This window comes from Allostreptomyces psammosilenae, assembly GCF_013407765.1.
Lineage (GTDB): Bacteria > Actinomycetota > Actinomycetes > Streptomycetales > Streptomycetaceae > Allostreptomyces > Allostreptomyces psammosilenae.
In genome coordinates this window covers 4,043,236-4,062,725 of the sequence record NZ_JACBZD010000001.1, presented here as the reverse complement: position 1 = coordinate 4,062,725, position 19,490 = coordinate 4,043,236, and the positions used below count along the sequence as shown (strand labels likewise).

At 76.4% G+C, this 19,490-nt stretch carries 17 protein-coding genes; 8 read left to right on the top strand and 9 right to left on the bottom strand.

From position 1 onward, the window contains the following. Nucleotides 1-406: 406 nt before the first annotated feature. Complete coding sequence (locus tag FHU37_RS16800; protein WP_179814980.1) at nt 407-1,390, bottom strand: class I SAM-dependent methyltransferase; 984 nt, start codon at nt 1,388-1,390, stop codon at nt 407-409. 200 nt (nt 1,391-1,590) lie between these two features. Here FHU37_RS16800 and FHU37_RS16795 point away from each other — a divergent pair, with 200 nt between their 5' ends. Next, complete coding sequence (locus FHU37_RS16795) at nt 1,591-2,715, top strand: MerR family transcriptional regulator (protein ID WP_179814979.1); 1,125 nt, start codon at nt 1,591-1,593, stop codon at nt 2,713-2,715. 17 nt (nt 2,716-2,732) lie between these two features. On the opposite strand, the gene FHU37_RS16790 is transcribed toward FHU37_RS16795, so the two are convergent. Together FHU37_RS16790 and FHU37_RS16785 are read right to left on the bottom strand one after the other, a co-directional pair. After that, nucleotides 2,733-5,480: an ATP-dependent Clp protease ATP-binding subunit gene (locus FHU37_RS16790; RefSeq protein WP_179814978.1), complete on the bottom strand. Its 2,748-nt coding sequence runs from the start codon at nt 5,478-5,480 to the stop codon at nt 2,733-2,735. 190 nt (nt 5,481-5,670) lie between these two features. Next, nucleotides 5,671-6,381 (bottom strand): DedA family protein, encoded by a 711-nt coding sequence (locus tag FHU37_RS16785; RefSeq protein WP_179814977.1) that lies wholly within the window; start codon nt 6,379-6,381, stop codon nt 5,671-5,673. Nucleotides 6,382-6,836: 455 nt separating this feature from the next. Between FHU37_RS16785 and FHU37_RS28310 the strand changes: the two genes are divergently transcribed. The 7 genes from FHU37_RS28310 to FHU37_RS16745 all read left to right on the top strand — a co-directional run bounded on the left by FHU37_RS28310 (nt 6,837) and on the right by FHU37_RS16745 (nt 13,820). Further along, nucleotides 6,837-8,522, top strand: coding sequence for a glutamate-cysteine ligase family protein (locus tag FHU37_RS28310; protein WP_246449942.1), 1,686 nt, complete (start codon nt 6,837-6,839; stop codon nt 8,520-8,522). After that, a complete protein-coding gene (gene egtB / locus FHU37_RS16770; RefSeq protein WP_179814976.1) occupies nt 8,516-10,027 on the top strand; it encodes an ergothioneine biosynthesis protein EgtB in 1,512 nt (503 codons plus the stop codon). Before FHU37_RS28310 ends, egtB begins: the two co-directional genes overlap by 7 nt. Then, nucleotides 10,027-10,932: an ergothioneine biosynthesis protein EgtC gene (gene egtC / locus FHU37_RS16765; protein WP_179814975.1), complete on the top strand. Its 906-nt coding sequence runs from the start codon at nt 10,027-10,029 to the stop codon at nt 10,930-10,932. The genes egtB and egtC overlap by 1 nt, the downstream gene beginning before the upstream one ends. A gap of 20 nt (nt 10,933-10,952) precedes the next feature. Continuing rightward, a complete protein-coding gene (gene egtD, locus FHU37_RS16760; protein ID WP_179816336.1) occupies nt 10,953-11,933 on the top strand; it encodes an L-histidine N(alpha)-methyltransferase in 981 nt (326 codons plus the stop codon). A gap of 368 nt (nt 11,934-12,301) precedes the next feature. Then, nucleotides 12,302-12,745 (top strand): hypothetical protein, encoded by a 444-nt coding sequence (locus tag FHU37_RS16755; RefSeq protein WP_179814974.1) that lies wholly within the window; start codon nt 12,302-12,304, stop codon nt 12,743-12,745. Between the two features lie 212 nt (nt 12,746-12,957). Continuing rightward, on the top strand, nt 12,958-13,419 hold the full coding sequence (gene crcB, locus FHU37_RS16750; protein WP_179814973.1) for a fluoride efflux transporter CrcB: 462 nt from the start codon (nt 12,958-12,960) through the stop codon (nt 13,417-13,419). A gap of 8 nt (nt 13,420-13,427) precedes the next feature. Next, nucleotides 13,428-13,820 carry a fluoride efflux transporter FluC gene (locus tag FHU37_RS16745; protein ID WP_179816335.1) on the top strand — a complete coding sequence of 131 codons (393 nt, stop codon included), beginning with the start codon at nt 13,428-13,430 and terminating at the stop codon, nt 13,818-13,820. Nucleotides 13,821-13,916: 96 nt separating this feature from the next. On the opposite strand, the gene FHU37_RS16740 is transcribed toward FHU37_RS16745, so the two are convergent. From FHU37_RS16740 to FHU37_RS16715, 6 genes are all read right to left on the bottom strand, one after another. Next, nucleotides 13,917-14,342: a GNAT family N-acetyltransferase gene (locus FHU37_RS16740; protein ID WP_179814972.1), complete on the bottom strand. Its 426-nt coding sequence runs from the start codon at nt 14,340-14,342 to the stop codon at nt 13,917-13,919. A gap of 265 nt (nt 14,343-14,607) precedes the next feature. Further along, nucleotides 14,608-14,802: a hypothetical protein gene (locus FHU37_RS16735; RefSeq protein ID WP_179814971.1), complete on the bottom strand. Its 195-nt coding sequence runs from the start codon at nt 14,800-14,802 to the stop codon at nt 14,608-14,610. Between the two features lie 178 nt (nt 14,803-14,980). Beyond that, entirely contained in the window at nt 14,981-16,018 is a 1,038-nt protein-coding gene (locus tag FHU37_RS16730; RefSeq protein ID WP_179814970.1) for a LacI family DNA-binding transcriptional regulator, read from the bottom strand. 287 nt (nt 16,019-16,305) lie between these two features. Then, the gene (locus FHU37_RS16725; RefSeq protein ID WP_179816334.1) at nt 16,306-17,076 is read right to left on the bottom strand and encodes a cupin domain-containing protein; all 771 of its coding nucleotides are present in this window, start codon (nt 17,074-17,076) and stop codon (nt 16,306-16,308) included. Between the two features lie 56 nt (nt 17,077-17,132). Further along, nucleotides 17,133-18,113, bottom strand: a complete 981-nt coding sequence (locus FHU37_RS16720) for a DUF6807 domain-containing protein (RefSeq protein ID WP_179814969.1) — start codon at nt 18,111-18,113, stop codon at nt 17,133-17,135. Beyond that, complete coding sequence (locus tag FHU37_RS16715; protein WP_179814968.1) at nt 18,110-19,252, bottom strand: Gfo/Idh/MocA family protein; 1,143 nt, start codon at nt 19,250-19,252, stop codon at nt 18,110-18,112. Before FHU37_RS16715 ends, FHU37_RS16720 begins: the two co-directional genes overlap by 4 nt. Nucleotides 19,253-19,490: the final 238 nt, after the last annotated feature.

The following is a 19,490-nucleotide window of genomic DNA, read 5'->3' as shown; positions in this document are numbered from 1 at the left end:
TGTGGATAACTCTGGTTTCCATGGGCGGCCCGGGGAACAGCCTGAACCGGGCGGAGGCATCCCGGGGCTCAACGCCCCCTTGGGGGGCTTTTGGGCCCCCTTCTTCAGGATCTCATTGTGGGTTGACGTGGCGCAGCCCCCCATTTACTGCCTGTGGATAACTCTGCTCCGTGGGCGGCCCGGGGAACAGCGTCTGGGCGGCCCGGGGAACAGCGTCTGTGAGCTGGGGCAGCCTGGGGGAAGCCTGGACCGGTGGCCGGCCGGTGGGACCGGCCGGCGGGGCGGTAGGGGCGTAGCGCGGTTGCTCAGGCGGTGGCTGGGTGATCAGGCCGTGGATCGGGCGGGCCAGGCGCTGCCAGGGCGAAGGCGATCACACCGCCGCGTGGGAGAGATGCCTGGGCGGCGCTCAGGCGGTGGCGGCGCCGCCGATGGTGTCGGTGGTGTGGGGCGCGCCGGTGGTCCCGGCGGTGGGAGCAGCCGCGGCGGTGCACCGGTGGACGGCGAGCGGGCCGCGGCCGAAGCCAGCGCCGCGCGCCCCCGGGTCGGCCGGGCGCAGCGGGCCGGCCGCCCCGCAGCCGTCCTCCCCGTACAGCCCGGCCTCGGCCAGTTCCGCCAGCAGTTGCTCCCGCCCCAGGCTCCACATCGGGAACGACTCGCGTTCCTCCCGCAGCCGGGCCCCCGCCCGCACGACCCGGTAGGTGAACTCCATGTCCATCCGGTCCCCCGGCCCCGGCGTGGTGCGGGTGCGGCAGGTGTAGACGTCGCTGCCGAGCCGCACGGCCGGCAGCGTGCGGACCACCTCGACCTCCGGCCGCCTGGGGAAGGGGTCGACGAGCAGCCAGCCGCCGGGCAGCAGCCCCGCGGCGACGGCCCGCCACAGCGCCCGGCGCTGCACGGGCGGCAGGCAGGCGGCCACGTTGACGCAGACGGCCAGGTCGGCCACCGCCTCCAGCCCCGCCACCTGGAGGGTGGTGGCGTGCACCACGACCCGCTCCCGCAGCCCGGGGTCGGCGGTGGCGAGTCTGCTGAGCAGCACGGTGCGCATCGGCAGGGCCGGCTCCACGGCGTGTACCGGCACCGCCGCGGCGCCGCCGAGCACCACGGTGACCAGGCCGGTTCCGGCACCGACCTCCAGGATGCCGCGACGGGCGCCGCTCGCCGCGTGCGCGAGGTAGCGGCGGGCCCGGTCGGTGTAGGCCCGGGAGTGGAACAGGTCGTAGAACTCGGCGGTGACTCCGTAGCCGTGGCCGCCGGTGGGCTGCGAGACGCCGGACTGCGGGAGGGCGGACGTGTCGGGCACGGTGGTGGCGGCGGGGGCGAGGGTGACGGCACGGGGAGGCGCGGCCGGAGCGGGGGCGTTGGAGGAGGCGGCGGAGTCCCGGGTTTCCATGGTCGTGCGAGGCCTTCCGTGAGCCCACGGGCACCGGCCGTGGGCGGAGCGTTCACCCAAGCCAACGGCACTTCATCACGTCAGGTGATGGGAGTACCGCGAAACGTGACGGAAACGGAATGGAAATCGCGGACGGATGGCCGAGACCGGTGGGTCGGCCGCTTGAGCCTCCACCGACTGGAAGGTGCACGGTGACTGCCATGGAACGCGGGACGGACCTGGTCACGATCGGCGAGTTGGCGGCGCGCACCGGTGTGCCGGTGCGCACCATCCGCTTCTACTCCGACGCCGGGCTCGTCGCCCCCACCACACGCTCCGCCGCCGGCTACCGGCTCTACGACGCCGAGGCCGCCACGCGGCTGCAGCTGCTGAGGACGCTTCGCGAGCTCGACATCGATCTGGCGACGGCGGCCCAGGTGCTGCGCCGTGAGACGACCCTCGCGGACGTGGCGTCCGCGCACGCCGAGGCGTTGCGGGCACAGGCCCGGGTGATGAACCTCCGGGCGGCGGTGCTGCGTGCGGTGGCCGCGAGAGACTGCGACTGGCGGGAGATGGAACTGATGCACCGACTGGCGAGGCTGGACGCGAACGAGCGCCGGCGCATCGTGGACGGCTTCCTCACCGAGGTGTTCGGGGGACTGGAGACGGACGACCGTTCCTTCGAGGAGATGATGCGGGCGTCCTTCCCGGATCTCCCGGAGTCCCCGACACCACGGCAGGTGGACGCCTGGGTGGAGCTGCTGGAGCTCGTCCAGGACGAGGGGTTCCGCGCGCGGACGCGGCAGATGGCGGTGCGCGGCGCGCAGATGCGGGCGGCCGGTGACGAGGCCGCGGCGCGGGAGCAGGCCGCCCACGGCGGGGCGATGGTGGCGCTGATGGACGGCGCCCAGCAGGCGGTCGCGGACGGTGTCGATCCCTCCTCGGCCGAGGGGGGCGCGGTGCTGGGCGCGCTGATGGAGCGTTGGGCGGACGCGGTGGGTCAGGAGGACACGCCGCGGTCGCGGACCGACCTCGCGGACGAAATCGAGATGTTCACCGACCGCCGGGTGGAGCGCTACTGGCAGCTCGTCGGCATCGTGGGCGGGCACGCGTGGCCCTCGCAGCCCGCGGGGCCGGGCGAGGGGTGCGCGCCGGAGGCGGCCGGGGAGCGGCAGCCCGAGCAGGGAGGACGCGAGCACGGAGAGTTCGACCAGGGGCCCGAGCAGGAAGGGCCCGAGCAGGGAGGCCCTGAGCAGGGGCGGGTGGACGGCGACCGGCCGGTCGGCGACGTGTCGGGCGTGGCCGCGGCGGAGTGGCTGATCGCCGCCCTGCGCGCCCACTCCTGACCTGCCGGCCGGCACGGCTAGCGGTCCTCCCCGGGCCGGTCGCCGGCCCCGGAGCCCCCGGCAGCGGCCCCGCTGGCCCCTCCGCCGGTGGGGCCGGGGCCGGCTCCGGGGGCGGCCCCGGTGGCCCACGGGGCGGCGCCGGGGGCCTGGTCCGGGGCCGGCCGGCCGGCCCTCGCCGCCGCGGCGCGGCCGGCCGCGTAGGCGTCCGGGGCGCCGGCGGCCGGCCCTGCGCCCTTGCGCACCGTGCACACCAGCTCCCGGCCGGGCGGCGCCCCGGCCTCCTCCGGGGAGGGCCTCTCCTCCACGTCGGCCACGACCACGTCGCCGGGGCCCACCGCCCCGCCGAGCAGCAGGTCGGCCACCCGGTCGTCCAGCTCCGTCTGGATGGTGCGGCGCAGCGGCCGGGCCCCGTACTGCGGCTGGTAGCCGCGTTCCACCAGCACCTCCTTGGCCGCCTCGGTGACCTCCAGTTCGACCTGCTGGGCGCGCAGCCGGCGGCGGACGCCGTCCAGCAGCAGGTCCACGATGCGCATCAGGTCGTCCCGGCCGAGTCCGTGGAAGACGATCACCTCGTCGATCCGGTTCAGGAACTCGGGCCGGAAGTCGGCCTGCAACTCCTCGGTCAGCGCGGCGCGGATCTCGGCGACGGCCGCGCCGGCGGCGGCCAGGATGCGGCGGGCGCCGATGTTGCTGGTCATGATGACCACGGTGTTGCGGAAGTCCACCGTGCGGCCCTGGGCGTCGGTCAGCCGCCCGTCGTCCAGCACCTGGAGCAGCAGGTTGAACACGTCCGGGTGGGCCTTCTCCACCTCGTCGAAGAGCAGCACGCCGTACGGCCGGCGGCGCACCGCCTCGGTGAGCTGGCCGGCCTCCTCGTAGCCGACGTAGCCGGGTGGCGAGCCGACGAGCCGGGAGACGGTGTGCCGCTCCTGGAACTCGCTCATGTCGAACCGGACCATGCGTTCCTCGTCGCCGAAGAGCTGCCCGGCCAGGGCCTTGGCGAGTTCGGTCTTGCCCACGCCGGTCGGTCCCAGGAAGAGGAAGCTGCCGACCGGCCGGTCGGGGTCGCCGAGGCCGGCGCGTCCGCGGCGCACGGCCCGGGCGACGGCGGTGACCGCCTCGTCCTGGCCGACGACCCGTTCGTGCAGGGCGTCCTCCAGCCGCATCAGCCGCTGCCGCTCGTTCTCGGTGAGCTGGGAGACCGGGATGCCGGTGCGGGCGGAGACGACGTCGGCGATGTCCTCCGCCGTCACGCCGGCGACCTGCTCGCGCCGCCGGGCCAGGCCCGCCGCCTCGCGTTCGACCTCCTCGATGCCGGCCTTGAGCTCCGCGGCCCGGTCGTACTCCTCGGCGGCCACCGCCTGCTCCTTCTCCCGGCGCAGGGTGGCGATCCGTTCCTCGGCTGCGACGGCGTCCGTGCCGCGCCCGAGCGCCCGCAGGCCCACCCGGGCTCCGGCCTGGTCGAGCAGGTCGATGGCCTTGTCCGGGAGGAACCGGTTGGTGACGTAGCGGTCGGACAGCTCGGCGGCGGCGGCCAGGGCGCCGTCGGTGAACCGCACCTGGTGGTGGGCCTCGTAGGAGTCGCGCAGGCCCTCCAGGATCTGCACGGTCTCGGCCACGGTCGGCTCGGCGACCAGCACCGGCTGGAAGCGGCGTTCGAGGGCGGCGTCCTTCTCGACGTGCTTGCGGTACTCGTCGATGGTGGTGGCGCCGACCACGTGCAGTTCCCCGCGGGCGAGGGCCGGTTTGAGCATGTTGCCGGCGTCCATCGCGCCCTCGCCGCCGGCCCCGGCGCCGACGACGGTGTGCAGCTCGTCCAGGAAGAGGATCACGCCGCCGTCGGTGGCGCGCACCTCGTCGATGACCTTCTTCAGCCGTTCCTCGAAGTCGCCGCGGTAGCGGGTGCCGGCGACCAGGCCGGACAGGTCGAGCGCCACCACCCGCTTGTCCTCCAGGGTTCGGGGGACGTCTCCGGAGGCGATGCGCTGGGCGAGCCCTTCGACGATGGCGGTCTTGCCGACGCCCGGTTCACCGATCAGCGCCGGGTTGTTCTTGGTGCGCCGGGAGAGCACCTCGACGGTCTCCTGGATCTCGTCGGCGCGTCCGACGACCGGATCGAGCTGCCCGGCCCTGGCCTCCTCGGTGAGGTCGCGGCCGAACTCGTCGAGGGTGGGCGTGGCGCCGGCCGGTCGCCCGCCGGGCGCGCCGGCGACGCCGCCGCCCGGGCCGGCGACCGGGCGGCCCACCGCGGCGTGCCCGCCGCCGGCGGTGACGCCGCGCAGCGCGTCGGCGACGGAACCGGTCAAGGCCCGGCCGGCGCTGGAGCGGGGGTCGTCGGCCAGGGCGGCGAGCAGGTGTTCGGGGCCGATGTAGTTGGCGCCGGCGCTCTGCGAGAAGGAGTGCGCGCGCAGCAGGGCGCGCTTGGCGGCCGGTGTCAGCGAGGGCTCCTCGGCCGCCGCCCCGCCCCGCGGGAGGCTGTCCGCGAGCCGTTCGGCGAGGGTGTCCGGGTCGGCGCCGGCCCGGGCGAGCAGGGAGCGGGAGGGCTCCATCCGGGTGGCCGCCCACAGCAGGTGGTCGGTGTCCAGCTCCGGGGTGCCGTCCTCCTGGGCGCGTTCGGACGCCGCCGCGATCAGGTTGGTGGCGGAGTCGGACAGCAGCCGGCCGATGGGGACGCGCTGCACGGGCGGCTGGGTGGGGCGGATGCCGAAGAAGCGGCTGATGAGTTCGGCGAAGGGGTCTTCGGAGCCGAAGGGCGAGGTCGTCACGGAAGTCCTCCATGGCCTCCACGGGGACGCGTCCCATGGGACCCGGGGCCGGGTCGGGGGCGGGGTGGGGTCCTGGTGTCGCTGGTCGGGCGTCGCGCCCGGGCGGGCGACACGGCCTCCTCCCTACCCTTCACCGGACCGGGGCATCTCGCCACCGCACCGCACCACACCGCACCACACCGCACCACTGTCAGTCGGTGTGCTCGCCGGCCGGCGCCGCCACCGGGGCCCGCTCGCCCACCGGTCCCCCGCCGGGGGCGTCCGGCGCGGTGGCGGGGGTGGAGGGGGTGGTCGCGGCGCGGCGCCGTCGGCGGCTCACCGCCACCACGACGGCCACCACCACCGCCAGTGCGACCACGACCACCGTGCCGCCCGTGCTGATGGCCTCCTCGATCCGTTCGGCGGCCTCGCCCAGCGCGGCGCCGATGGCGATGTGGGTGGCGGACCACAGGGTCGCCCCGGTCACCACGGCCGGCGCGAACTTCCGGTACGGCAGCCCGGAGGTGCCGGCCGCGGCCGGGGTGAGGGTGCGCACGACCGGCAGCCAGCGGGCGGTGAACACCGCCCAGGCACCGCGCCGCCGCAGCAGGTCGGTGGCGCGGTCCCACTCGTGCAGCCCGTAGCGCCGGATGATCCCGGTGTCGCGCAGCCGCGGCCCGTAGCGCCGGCCGATGGCGTAGCCGATGGAGTCGCCGGCCGCCGCGCAGACCGTGACCACCACCCACAGCGTCAGGAACCGCGGCACGGTGGTGGCGGTGGTGGAGGCGACGAACAGGCCGGTCTCGCCGGGCGCGACGAACCCGAGGCCGATCGTGCACTCGGCGAACACCAGCAGGCCGGTGGCGGCCACCAGCGCCGGCTGGGGCAGGCCCTGCAACCAGTCGAGGAGATCGGTCAGCACGCCGCACGCCCCTTGCCGCCGGGCGTCGCCCCGCCGCCGGCGGGCGCCCCGCCCCCGGTCGGCGTCCGGCCCGTGGCCGGCCGCGGGCCCGTCGTCATCGCCCTGGTCATCGCGCTCCGCTCCGCTCGCTCGTGTGCTTCCGCGTGGTGTCGGGGCAACGCTAGGGACGGCGCGCGGGCGGGGAACCGGCGCTTCGGAAGGTCCGGCACGTGACTTTCGTCGGGGTCGGGGCGGCGCCGGGTCATCCCGAGGGCTCACAGCGGGCGGCACCCCCGGGGGACGACGGGCGGGATCGGCGTCGCCCGCCGGCGCGCACGAAAGGCGCCGCCGCCGGAGCGCCACCCCCGCACGGACCAACGGGGGCAGGCCGTGGGCATGGCTCGGCGCCCACGGGGCAGCGGTGTGGGGCCGCGTACCTGCCGCGCACCCACCCCCGAACCGTGCAGGAGGCAGTGATGGTTCGCAGGGCCGCCGCCGAGGAGACCGGGCGGGCCGGACGTCCCGAGGCCCTCGGGTCATCCACGGCGCCCACGTCCCCCGATGCCGAGGCCGTCGCCGAGTCCGCCGATGCCGGGGCCGGCGCGGGTGCCGCCGACGCCGCCGACGCCGCCGTCGAGGCCGACGCCGAGCGGGGGGCGGCCGTGCTGACGGAGGCGGAGGCCGAGCGGCACGTGGCCGCCGTCTGCCTCACGGCCGGCCCTCCGCGCCTGCTCGGTGTCGAACTCGAATGGCTGGTCCACGACCTCCACGACCCCGCCCTCCCCCTCGCCCCCGAACGGCTGGCCGCGGCCACCGCCGCCGTCGGCGCCCTGCCCGGCGGCTCACGCCTCACCACGGAGCCCGGCGGGCAGCTGGAGATCAGCTCCCGGCCGGCGCCCACACTGGCCGCCTGCCTCACGGCCACCGGTCACGACGTCGACCGTCTGCGCACGGCACTGCGCGCCCACGGTCTGGCCGCCACCGGGCTCGGCGTCGACCCCCGGCGCCCGCCCCGGCGGCTCCTGGAGCACCCGCGCTACGTCGCGATGGAGGGCTACTTCGACCGGGCCAACCCCTGGGGCCGGGCGATGATGTGCTCCACCGCCTCGGTGCAGATCTGCGTGGACGCCGGCGACGAGGGCCGCGGGCCGAGCGGCCTGCGCTGGCGCTGGTGGCTGGCGCACGCGCTCGGCCCGGTGCTCGTCGCCGCCTTCGCCAACTCGCCGCTGCGCCTGGGGCGCCCCACCGGGCTGCGTTCCACCCGCCAGTTCGTCTGGAGCCGGCTGGACCCGGGCCGCACCTCCGCCCCCGGTCCGTACGCCCCGGGCCCGTACGCCCCCGGCAGCCCGCACGGCCGCGTCCCGCCCCTGCCGGGGTCCGCCTCGGCGGACGGGTGGCGCCCGCCCGGCGACGCCGGAACGTTCCGCCGGATGCCCGGCCACGCGGCCCGGCGGTCCGCCGGTCGCCCGCCGGTGGTGGACGCCGCCGGCCCGACGGCCCTGCCGGCCCTGCCCGCCGATCCGGACCGGGCCGGGGATCCGCGTGAGCAGTGGGCCCGCTACGCGCTAAACGCCCCGGTGCTCTGCGTCCGCTCGGCGCCGGGCCGGCCCTGGACGGCGCCGCCCGGACTCACCTTCCGCCGCTGGATCACCGGGGGCGGCGACCGGCCACCCACCCTGGCCGACCTGGATTACCACCTCACCACGCTGTTCCCGCCGGTCCGGCCGCACGGCCACCTGGAGCTGCGGATGATCGACGCCCAGCCGGACGACGGCTGGACCGTGCCGCTCACCCTGGTCGACGCCCTGCTGGCGGACCCGGCCGCCGGCGGCGCCGCGGCCGAGGCGCTGCTGGAGCTGGCCGGCCGCGCGGGCGCCGGCGCGGGCACGGAGGCCCGTCCGGGCGCGGAGGCCCGTCCGCCCCGCGACCCGCTGTGGACGGCCGCCGCCCGCCACGGCCTGGCCGACCCCGCCCTCCACCGCGCCGCCCTGGCCTGCTTCGCCGCCGCGCGCGACGCCCTGCCCCGGCTCGGCGCGCCCGCCGCGGCGCGCCGGGCGCTGGACGCCTTCGCCGAACGCTACGTCGAACCAGGACGGTGCCCCGCGGACGACCACCTGGACCGGCTCCACCCCCTGGACCACCCCACGGAGGACCCATGGTGACTCCCCCGCCCCCGCCCAAGGCCACCCCGACCACGCCAGAAACGCCGACCACGGCCGGCCCTCCGCCCACCTCGGTCGCGGCGCTCACCACGGAAGGGCTGCGCGCACGCGTCGCCGCGGACCTGGGCGCCGCCCGCGACCGCACCGCCCTGCTCACCGACTGCGTGGACGACCCCGACCTCACCGCCCAGCACTCCCCGCTGATGTCCCCCCTGGTCTGGGACCTCGCCCACATCGGCAACCAGGAGGAGCTGTGGCTGCTGCGCACCGTCGGCGGGCACGACCCGCTGCTGCCCGGCATCGACACCCTCTACGACGCCTTCGAGCACCCACGCGCCGAGCGCCCCCGGCTGCCCCTGCTCGCGCCGGCCGAGGCCCGGGCCTACGCCGCCCGGGTGCGCGGCCGGGTGCTGGACCTGCTCGACGCCACGCCCCTGGACGGCACCGGGCTGCTGGCCGACGGCTTCGTCTTCGGCATGATCGCCCAGCACGAGCAGCAGCACGACGAGACCATGCTGATCACCCACCAGCTCCGCGCGGGCGCCCCGGTGCTCCGGGCCGCCGCGCCGCCGAGCGCCCCGGCCGACGCCGCCACCCTGCCGGCCGAGGTGGTGGTGCCCGGCGGCCCGTTCACCATGGGCACCTCCACGGAGCCGTGGGCGCTGGACAACGAGCGGCCGGCCCACCGGGTGCACGTGCCGGCGTTCGCCATCGACACCACCCCGGTCACCAACGCCGCCTACCAGCGCTTCATCGCCGACGGCGGCTACCACGAGCCGCGCTGGTGGTCCCCGGCCGGCTGGGAGCACCGCTGCCGGGCCGGCCTGGAGGCCCCGCTGTTCTGGCGGCGGGAGGGCTCCACCTGGACGCGGCGGCGGTTCGGCGTGGTGGAGGAGGTGCCGCCCGCCCAGCCGGTGCTGCACGTGTGCTGGTACGAGGCGGAGGCGTACGCCCGGTGGGCGGGACGCCGGCTGCCGACCGAGGCCGAGTGGGAGAAGGCGGCCCGCCACGACCCGGTCACCGGCCGCTCGCGCCGCTACCCCTGGGGCGACGCCGACCCGGAGCCGCGCCACGCCAACCTGGGGCAGCGCCACCTCGCCCCGGCCGAGGCCGGCGGCTACCCGGAGGGCGCCTCGCCGCTGGGCGTGCGGCAGCTGATCGGCGACGTGTGGGAGTGGACGGCCAGCCACTTCCTGCCCTACCCCGGGTTCCGGGCCTGGCCGTACCGGGAGTACTCGGAGGTGTTCTTCGGCCCGGAGCACCGGGTGCTGCGCGGCGGCTCGTTCGCGGTCTCGCCGGTGGCGTGCCGTGGGACGTTCCGCAACTGGGACTACCCCGTCCGGCGGCAGATCTTCGCCGGCTTCCGCACCGCGCGGGACGCCGAACCCGCCCTGCCGGACGGCCGCCGGGACCTGCCGCAGGACGGACCTCGGGACGAACCGCGGGACGGACTGTGGGACGGTCCGCCCCACGGCCGGCCCGGCGTGCGCCGCGGTGGCCGCTGATGTGCCGCCACCTGGCGTTCCTCGGCCCACCGGTCACGCTGCGCGCCCTGCTGGTGGAACCCCCGTGGGGGCTGTACCGGCAGGCGTGGGCGCCGCGGATGCAGCGGCACGGCACGGTGAACGCGGACGGCTTCGGGGTCGGCTGGTACGCCCCCGGCGATCCGGTCCCGGCCCGGCTGCGCGGCGGCGGGCCGATCTGGGGGGATCCGTCGTTCGCCGACGTCGCCCGGGTGACCAGGTCGGGCGCGGTGCTGGCCGCCGTGCGCTCGGCCACGGCGGGGAACGCCGGCGGGCCCGGCGCGGCGGCGCCGTTCGCCGGCGGCCCGGACGAGCCCTGGCTGTTCAGCCACAACGGCGCGCTGACCGACTGGGGCCGGTCGCTGGACGGGCCGGCCGGGGCCCTGCCGGTGGCGGCGCTGCTGGCGCTGGAGGCCCGGTGCGACTCGGCGCTGCTGTGGGGGTTGGTGCTGCACCGGCTGCGGGGCGGGGCGGAGCCGGGCGAGGCGCTGACCGAGGTGGTGCGGGAGGTGGCCGAGCGGGTGCCCGGGCGGATGAACCTGCTGCTCACCGACGGCCGGACGGTGGCGGCCACGGCCTGGGGCGACACGCTGTTCGTCCGGCGCGGCTGGCCGCCGCCCGCCGGTCCGGGGCCCGTCGGGACGGTGATCGCTTCGGAGCCGTTTGACGACGCTCCGGGGTGGGAGGAGGTGCCGGACGGTTCGGTGGTGACGGCGGCGGCCGGCGACGCCCCGCGCGTCCGCCCGATCACCGCGACCACCGTGCCCGTCCGGAACGCCCGGCCCGCCGGGAGCGGCGGCGGCACCGCGGGCGCCGGACGTGACGGAGGCGGCGGAGGCGGCGCCGGTCGGAGCGGACGTCGAGACGGAGAGGACGTGTCTGCGTGAACGGTCAGTCGATCGGACCGGTGACCGGCCTGCGGATCACCCGGCTGCTGCCGGAGGGCTTCTTCGCCGACGCGCTCCGCGAGGACGTCCGCCGCGGCCTCGGCGCGCCGCCGGGGAGGCGCTGGCTGCCGCCGAAGTGGTTCTACGACGCGCGCGGGAGCGAGCTGTTCGAGGAGATCACCCGGCTGCCGGAGTACTACCCGACCCGGGCGGAGCGCTCGATCCTGCGCGAGCGGGCGGGCGGGATCGCCGAGCTGACCCGGGCCCGGACGCTCGTCGAGCTCGGCTCGGGCTCCTCGGAGAAGACCCGGCTGCTGCTGGACGCGCTGCGCCGGCTCGGCACCCTGGAGCGGTACGTGGCGGTGGACGTGAGCGAGAGCGCGCTGCGCGGCGCGGGCGAGGCGCTGCTGCGGGAGTACCCGGGTCTGGCCGTGGACGCGGTGGTGTCGGACTTCACCCGGCGGCTGCGGCTGCCCGGGGCGGTCGCCGGCCCGGCGCTGGTGGCGCTGCTCGGCGGCACGATCGGGAACCTGCTGCCGGCCGAACGCGCCGTCTTCCTGCGCGAGGTGCGGTCGCTGCTGCGGCCCGGCGACGCCCTGCTGCTCGGGACGGACCTGGTCAAGGATCCGGCGGTGCTGGTGGCCGCCTACGACGACGCGGCCGGGGTGACCGCGGAGTTCAACCGGAACGTGCTGGCGGTGCTGAACCGGGAGCTGGGCGGCGACTTCGATCCGGCGGACTTCGCGCACGTCGCGGTCTGGGACGCCGAGCGGGAGTGGATCGAGATGCGGCTGCGCGCCCGCCGGGTGGTGACGGCGAAGCTGCGGCAGGTGGACCTGGAGCTGGGCTTCGCCGACGGGGAGGAGCTGCGCACCGAGGTGTCGGCCAAGTTCCGCCGGGAGGGGGTGGAGGCGGAGCTGCGGGCGGCCGGGCTGCGGCTGGGCCGGTGGTGGACGGACGCGGCGGGACGCTTCGGGCTGTCGCTGGCCACCCCGGCGTGACGGCCGCCGGGAGGTGAGCGCCACCAGGAGGTGACGGCCGCCGAAGTCTGCCGGCTGGCACGGTGTGACGGCTGGCACGGTGTGACGGCCGGCCCGGAGCGGCGGCCGGCGTCAGTTCCGCGCCCCGTGGCGGGCCACTCGTGCAGGGGAACCCGGGGCGCGGGGGAGCACGGGGCGCACGGCCGGGCCGAGCGCGGCGGGCCAGGGCCGGGCGGGGCCGGGGCGAGGGCGAAGGGGCGTGCGGACGCCCGCCTCACCCGATCGTGGCAGTTTCCGGGCGGGCGGACTTCGCCATCCTCTGGGCAGCGGGGCGACCGCGCGTCGGCTCCCGCCACCCCGCACAGCCTCTACACAGGAGTACGTCTCCCATGCACGTCCGCACACTCCTCGCCGGCGGCGCCGCCCTGCTCGCCGCCACCACCCTGTCCGGCGGCGCCGTCATGGCCGCCGACGGCGCCGACGACTCGGCACAGGTCCAGGCGCTGACCATCCAGGGCCCCTACGCCCGGGCCGCCGCGCTGATCGGGCCGGGCGCCGACGTCCAGCTGTACAAGCAGGTCGAGCTCGCCCACCGGGTGGCCCCCGGCACCTACTGCGTCGAGGTGCACCCCGACATCCTGCTGGAGCGCGCCGCGATCGCCGTCACGCCGACCGACGACGGCTCCGGGGTGCCGGTGATCGCCCGCGTCGCCGCGCCGGCCACCGTGCTGGCGGACAACCCGTGCCCGACCCCGGAGCACTCCATCGCGGTGACCATCACCGAGCCGGACGGCACCCCCCGGGACAGCGGGTTCTACGTGGCCATCCCCTGACCGGCGCCCGTACCGGCGTCCGTGCCGGCGTCCGGCGCGGCGGCCCGCCGGCCGTCCGCGCCCGGTCGGGCGGCCCGCCGTCCCGTCGCGGCGGGCCGCCCGGCCGGGGCCACCCCTTCCCCCACGGCGCCGTGGGGCGCCCGAGCTGGCAGACTGCTGCCCCAGCGCCGCACGGCCGGCCGCGCCGGCGGCCCGAGCGGGGAGGGACAGGCATGCCGCCGACGGCCACACCATCACCACCGGGCCACCGCACCGCCGACCGCCACGGCACGTGGACCGTCCTGGCGGCGGTCGCGGTGGGCGGCGGGATCGGCTCCGCCGCGCGCTACGGCGCCGGGCTGCTCTGGCCGACGCCCGAGGGGACCTTCCCCTGGACGACCCTGTCGGTCAACGCCTCCGGCTGCCTGCTCATCGGGCTGTTCCTGACCGGCCTCACCACCGCGCGCCGGGAGCACCGGCTGCTGCGGCCGCTGGTCTCCACCGGCCTGCTGGGCGGCTTCACCACCTTCTCCACCTACACCGTGGAGGTGCGCGACCTCCTGGCCGGCGGTCACACCGGCACGGCGCTGGGCTACCTGGCGGCGACGGTCGCCGCCGCCCTCGCCGGCGTGTGGTCGGGCTCGGCGACCGCGCGTGCCGTGGCGGTACGGCGCCGCCGAGGGGGCCGGCCGTGACCACCTGGCTGGACTGGGCGCTGGTGGTGGCCGGCGGCATGGTCGGGGCCGTGCTGCGCTACCTCACCGACCGGGCGGTGCAGACCCGGATGGCGCGCGGCCCGCTGGCCGCGCACGGCTTCCCCTACGGCATCCTGCTGGTCAACGTCGCCGGCAGCGCCCTGCTCGGCCTGCTCGCCGGCGCCGCCACCGCCGGGGCCGCCTCGCACGAGGGGTACCTGCTGCTCGGCACCGGCCTGTGCGGGGCGCTGACCACCTACTCCACCTTCTCCTGGGAGACCCTGCGGCTGGCCGAACGCGGCCACGCCCTGCTCGCCGGGGTCAACGTGGCGGTCTCGCTGGCCGCCGGCATACTGGCGGCCTTCGCCGGGGCCGGGCTGTCCACGGCGCTGTTCGGCTGAGCTGGCGGCGGCCCGGCGTTCCAGGCGGTGCGGTCAGCCAGCCAGGTGGCCGTGCGGCCAGACAACCGGGCGGCCGGGAGCGGGAGGGCCGCCATGTCATCCGAGCCGCATCACCCCGGCGGCGGTCGGGCGGAAGCCGCAGGCGGCGTAGAACGACTCCAGGTGGGGCTCGTGGTCCACGTGCAGCCAGTCGGCGCCGGCGGCCCGAGCCGCGTCGGCGGCCGCGCGCACCAGCCGCACCCCGAGGCCCTTCCGCCGGGCCTCGGGGTGGACGGTGGTGTCCAGGACGAAGGCGTGGGCGCCGCCGTCCCAGGCCACGTTGACGTAGCCGACCAGCCGGCCGTCGCCGCCCCGGGCGGCGACCCAGGCCAGGCTGCGCTCCAGGACGGGCGCGAAGGAGCCGGGCCGGTGCCCCGGCCAGGAGGCGGTGAACAGGTCGTTCAGCTCCGCGTCGGACAGCGGCGGGCGGAGGGCGAGCGTGAACGGCCCGGCGTCGCCGGGCCCTTCGAATGTGGTGGTCATGGCCGCACGGTAGTTCCCGCACGCGGACGCGCGCCGGGTGTCAAGGCGCAGTCCGGCCAAGCCGGGCGCCGGGGCGGGACGGCCGAAAACGCGTGACGGCGCGGGGCCGAGGGCGCCGCGCCGTCACAGCGGATCATCCGATTGTCGCGGGCGGTGGCCGACCGGAGCCGGCCGCGCGGCCGGGCCCGGCCCCATCCGGCCGCGCCTTGGCCGCACCCGGCCACCCCGGGGCGCCCCGGGACCCGGCGGAGCGCCCCGGGCGGGGTCACAGGCTGATGCTCGCCAGGAAGCCGGCGAGGCCGTTGGCCCCGTCCTGGATGCCGGGGCCGAGGCTGCTGCCGGCGAGGAAGAAGCCGAAGAGCACGCCGACCAGGGCGTGCCACACGTTCAGGCCCGAGCGGCGGATCAGGAGGAACAGCAGGATGCCGAAGACGAGGACGGCGGAGACGGACAGAGCCATGGCGTGTGCTCCTGGGGGCTGCTCGGGGGAACCTCTCTCGACCTCATGGTGCGTCAGGGCGCGCGCCGGTGCACGCCCCCGCCTCATGGTGGCCGCAAGTCCCTTTCCGCAAAGATGACATGAAGAAACGGTCACCTTTCGGCCAAACTGAGCAAACGTCAGCTCTCGCCGGTTCTCGTCAGTTCTCCGGACGAGTCGCCTCGCGGGGCGGGGCGGTGCTGCCCCGCACCAGCAGCTCCGTGGCCAGCTCGACACGGAGGGTGTCGAAGGAGCCGGTCTCGATGTAGCGCAGCAGCATCCGGGTGGCCATCGCCGCCATCTCGGCCACCGGCTGCCGGACGGTGGTGAGCGCGGGCTCGGCCCACTGCGCGACGGGCAGGTCGTCGAAGCCCACCACGCTGATGTCCTCGGGGATGCGCAGGCCACGCGCCCGCGCCGCCCGGTAGAAGCCGAGGGCCTGCTGGTCGTTGCCGGCGAACACCGCGGTGGGCGGCTCGGCCAGGTCGAGCAGCCGGTTGCCGGCGGCCTCGCCGCTGTCGAAGGAGAAGTCGCCGTTGGTGGCCAGCGCCGGGTCGACTGGGATGCCGGCGGCGGTCAGCGCGGAGCGGTAGGCGTCGTGCCGCGCCCGGGTGCACTGGACGTCGGGCGGGCCGCCGATGAACGCGATGCGGCGGTGGCCGAGGGAGATCAGGTGCTCGGTGGCCTGAAGGCCGCCGCTCCAGTTGGCCGCGCCGACGGACGGCACGGTGGCGTCCGGCTGGCCGACCGGGTCCACCAGGATCAGCGGCGCGCCGACCGAGCGCACCCGCTCGGTGTACTGCGGCTCCAGCTCCAGCACGGCCATGATGACGCCGTCGGAGCGGCGCGCGGCCAGGTTGTCCAGCCACTGGCGAGTGTTCGCGCCCCGGTTGTGGATCGCCGTGACGACGGTGCCGATCCGGTTCTCCTGGGCGATCTCCTCCACGCTGCGGATGATCTCGATCGCCCAGGCGCTGTCCAGTTCGCTGAAGACCAGGTCGACCAGGCCGACCCGGTCCGTCTGGCGGGTGGGGCGGCGGGCGTAGCGGTGCTTGGCGATGAGCTGCTCCACCCGCTGGCGGGTGTCGGCGGCGACCTCGGCGCGGCCGTTGAGCACCTTGGACACGGTGGGAACCGAGACCCCGGCCTCCCGCGCGATGTCCGCGATCGTCACCCGCGGCTTGTTGCGCGCTGCCATGTCGCTCGACCTCCCTTCCTCGTCCGCGCCCGCGATCATCGCACGGACGGCGACGCTGCCGCCCGGGGTGAACCGCGGAGCACCGGAACCCCGATACTGCCCGACAGGCTACCGAAACTTTCTGGCCCGTGGACCACGGCTCCGGCACGAGCGTGCCGGAGCCGGCGGCGAGCACAGTGCCGGAGCCGGCGGCAAGAACAGTGGCCGAGCACGGCGGCAGGCCCCAGCGGCCGCGTGGACCCCACCGTGCGGCGGCGTCCACGCGGCCCGCGCCGGTGTGCGGCGGCTCAGGCGCTCTTCACCAGGTGCGCGCCGTCCAGGTCCCACACGCGCAGCCGGCCGCACATGCCGAACCTCCGGGCGCCGCCCAGCGGTTCCGTCACGTGCACGGCCGCCTCGGCCAGGTGCGGCGCGCGCCCGGCCGCCAGCTCGTCGAGCTGGGCGGCGGTGCGGCGCGCCTGGGCGTCGGCGCCGGCCCGCCACAGCGTCCGCCAGTGCGCGGCGCGCGGGGCGACCAGGCGGGCGGCGGCCTCGTGCAGCGGCGCCAGCGCCGAGGGCCCGAGCTCCCGCACCTGCTCACGCAGGGTCAGGTAGCCCTCCACCGCGAGGTCCCGGCGCCGCCGGGCGGCCTGCGCCGAGGGGCTGTCGACGTCGTCCGGCCCCTCCTGCGGTCCGGGCTGCGGCACGGCGACGGCGCGCGCGTAGCGCTCCGGGTCGGCCAGCACCTCGGCCGGGAAGGTCAGCACGGCGTCACCCGCCTCCGGCAGGCCGGCGTTCTGCATCACCACCAGGATCTCCAGGTCCCCGCTGGTGTTGATCAGCCGGTGCACCGTGCCGGGGGTGAACCACAGCACCGTCCCGCGCCGCAGCGGCGTGACGGCGTAGCCGTGCGAGCCCAGGGTCTCCAGCTCGCCCTCGCCGCCGAGGACCACGTACCCCTCGGCCGAGGCGGTGTGCAGGTGCGGGCTGCCGCCGCGGCGCCCGTCGGCGGCCTCCCAGTCGTAGACGCGCAGGTGGGAGACGGCCGTGGCGCCGGGGAAGTCCGGCCCGGCCGGCAGCGCGGAGGGGGCGCCGGCGGCCGTGGCGGCGGCGGACGGCGACTCGGGTGCCTCGCTCACGCGGTCCACTCCTCTCCCAGCACGGCCAGCGCCTCGGTGCCGGCCAGCGCCAGCTTCTCCGCGCCGTCCAGCCCGCGGTCCCCGTCGGCGATCACCACGGCGTAGCGGCGGGTCAGCGTCTCGCCGTCCTCGACCGGGATCTCCTCGCTGAAGAACGGGGCGGGGCAGACGCAGGCGAACATCTCGGAGCGGACGAACCACTGGGTGGGCCGCTCGGCGTTGTCCGGGGCGTCCACGAAGGCCAGCGTGGAGTGCCGGCCGTGGTCGTCGTGCTGGCCGGTGAAGGCCACCCACGGCGCCCGCTCCCCCATCAGCTCGTCGGCGCCGGTCCGGCCGGGCATGTGGATCCGGCCGCCGGTGAAGGCGCGCGGACCGCGCCAGAACAGGCCGCCGTAGCCGGCGTTGTCGCGGCCCTCGGTGGTCGGGCTGCCGATGAGGGTGCGCCGTCCGCGCACGTTGGTCATCGCGGTCTCGAACAGCAGCGCCCAGGCGTCCTGGCCGGGCAGCAGGGTGAGGGCGAAGCGGCGCCGCTCGGCGAACCAGGCCTCGCCGGCCTGGGTGTGCCAGCGCAGCCGCTCGGCGACCCGGAGCACGTCCTGGCGCAGCGACAGGTGCTCGAAGGTCTCGTGGTCCATCGAGCCGTCGTTGTCGTACTGGGCGTAGCCGATGCCGCGGCGGTAGGTGGTGCCGCCCCAGAAGTTCTCGGTCTCGATGTTGGGCAGCGACCAGGCGATGCCCTTGTGCCACACGTGGTCCCAGGGGCGGTAGAGGCTGACGAGGTCGCCGCCGAGGGTGTGCAGCGGGTGGAAGTACGGCCGGGGCGACTCCAGCTGGGCGTCCCAGGGCCGGTAGACGTAGCGGGTCAGCTCGCGGCCGTCGTAGGTGACGCGCAGCGACAGGCCCTCCTCGTGGACGAGGCCGAGGCCGCTCGGCGGCGGCTCGGTGGAGGGGAGGAAGGGGCTGGGCAGGGCGGTCATGCGCGGGCCTCCTCGGTGGGCGCGGCGGCGGACGGCTCGGACGGCTCGGGCGACTCGGCGGCCCACGGGGCGCCGGCGCCGTCCATCCGGCGGTAGTGCGCGGAGTCCGGCCCGATCTCGCCGCGCCGCACCGCCCGGCCGGAGAAGGCGGAGGCGTAGGTGGCGGCCACGAACTCCATGGTCGCGCGGGACTGCTCGACGGTGACCGGCAGCGCCTCACCGGCCTCCAGGGCGTCGAAGAGCGCGGTGAACTGGGCACCGTGGCCGGACGGCACGCCGCTCTCGCCGCTCTCCCACGCCAGGCGCACGGCCTCCTCGTGGCCGGGGGCCGGCGTGACCTTCCAGTTCTCGTCGCCGTAGCCGTACAGGTGCTCGACCTCGACGGTGGCGTACTCGAAGTCGAAGCGCAGGTAACTGGTCTCCCGGGGGGAGAGCAGCGAGTTGACGATGGAGGCCACCGCCCCGTTGGCGAACCGCACCATGCCCGCGGAGAAGTCCTCGGTGGCGGTGGGGCGGGCCTGCCGGGCGGCGACGGCGGTGATCTCCTCCCACTCGCCGAGGATGGAGAGCAGCAGGTCGAACTGGTGGATGCCGTGGCCCATGGTGGGCCCGCCGCCCTCGATCTCCCACTTGCCGCGCCACGGCACGGCGAAGTACTCCACCGGCCGGTACCACAGGGTGTTGCAGACGGCGACCAGCGGCCGTCCGAACGCGCCCTCCGCGACGAGCCGGCGCAGCTTGACGGCGGCCGAGCCGAAGCGGTGCTGGAAGACGGTGGCGAAGTGCGCGCCGCTGACCTTCTCCACGGCGGCGATCTCGTCCATGTCGGACAGGCTCAGCGTGGGGGGCTTCTCGCAGAGCACGTTGACCCCGGCGGTCAGGCAGGCCAGGACCTGCTCCTTGTGCAGGCCGGGTGGGGTGCACAGGTGGACGACGTCGGGGCGCTCCTCGCGCAGCAGGGTGGCGAGGTCGGGGTAGCGCCCGGACACGTCCCAGCGGTCGCAGAAGGCGTCCAGGCGGTCCGGGTCCACGTCGGCGGCGGCGACGATCTCGGCTCGCCCGCCGAGGTCGGTGAGGTTCTCGGCGTGGATGGCGGCGATTCCGCCGGTGCCCACGATGGCGGTGCGGAAGGTCTTCACGGTGCGCGTCTCCTCGACGGCTGGACGTCGGACAGGCCACCACGGGCCTGTCAGGTCAGGTGCGACTGCTCGACCGGTCGGCCGGTCGGCCGATCGGCTGTGACGGGGAGGGGGACGAGAATGGCTTGAATCGATTCATCGCGATGGTGAGCGTACTATCCCGCACCCGGCGGGACGAGGGCGCCGGAGAGCGCGGAACCGGCGCGCGGCGCGCGAGAGCCCTCGACCCCTACCAGCT

Bases quoted from the DNA above. Each gene is read 5' to 3' on its own strand.
- FHU37_RS16800 (WP_179814980.1), bottom strand. From the start codon at position 1,390: ATGGAAACCCGGGACTCCGCCGCCTCCTCCAACGCCCCCGCTCCGGCC.
- FHU37_RS16795 (WP_179814979.1), top strand. From the start codon at position 1,591: ATGGAACGCGGGACGGACCTGGTCACGATCGGCGAGTTGGCGGCGCGC.
- FHU37_RS28310 (WP_246449942.1), top strand. From the start codon at position 6,837: ATGGTTCGCAGGGCCGCCGCCGAGGAGACCGGGCGGGCCGGACGTCCC.
- egtB (WP_179814976.1), top strand. From the start codon at position 8,516: ATGGTGACTCCCCCGCCCCCGCCCAAGGCCACCCCGACCACGCCAGAA.
- egtC (WP_179814975.1), top strand. From the start codon at position 10,027: ATGTGCCGCCACCTGGCGTTCCTCGGCCCACCGGTCACGCTGCGCGCC.
- FHU37_RS16755 (WP_179814974.1), top strand. From the start codon at position 12,302: ATGCACGTCCGCACACTCCTCGCCGGCGGCGCCGCCCTGCTCGCCGCC.
- crcB (WP_179814973.1), top strand. From the start codon at position 12,958: ATGCCGCCGACGGCCACACCATCACCACCGGGCCACCGCACCGCCGAC.
- FHU37_RS16740 (WP_179814972.1), bottom strand. From the start codon at position 14,342: ATGACCACCACATTCGAAGGGCCCGGCGACGCCGGGCCGTTCACGCTC.
- FHU37_RS16735 (WP_179814971.1), bottom strand. From the start codon at position 14,802: ATGGCTCTGTCCGTCTCCGCCGTCCTCGTCTTCGGCATCCTGCTGTTC.
- FHU37_RS16730 (WP_179814970.1), bottom strand. From the start codon at position 16,018: ATGGCAGCGCGCAACAAGCCGCGGGTGACGATCGCGGACATCGCGCGG.
- FHU37_RS16720 (WP_179814969.1), bottom strand. From the start codon at position 18,113: ATGACCGCCCTGCCCAGCCCCTTCCTCCCCTCCACCGAGCCGCCGCCG.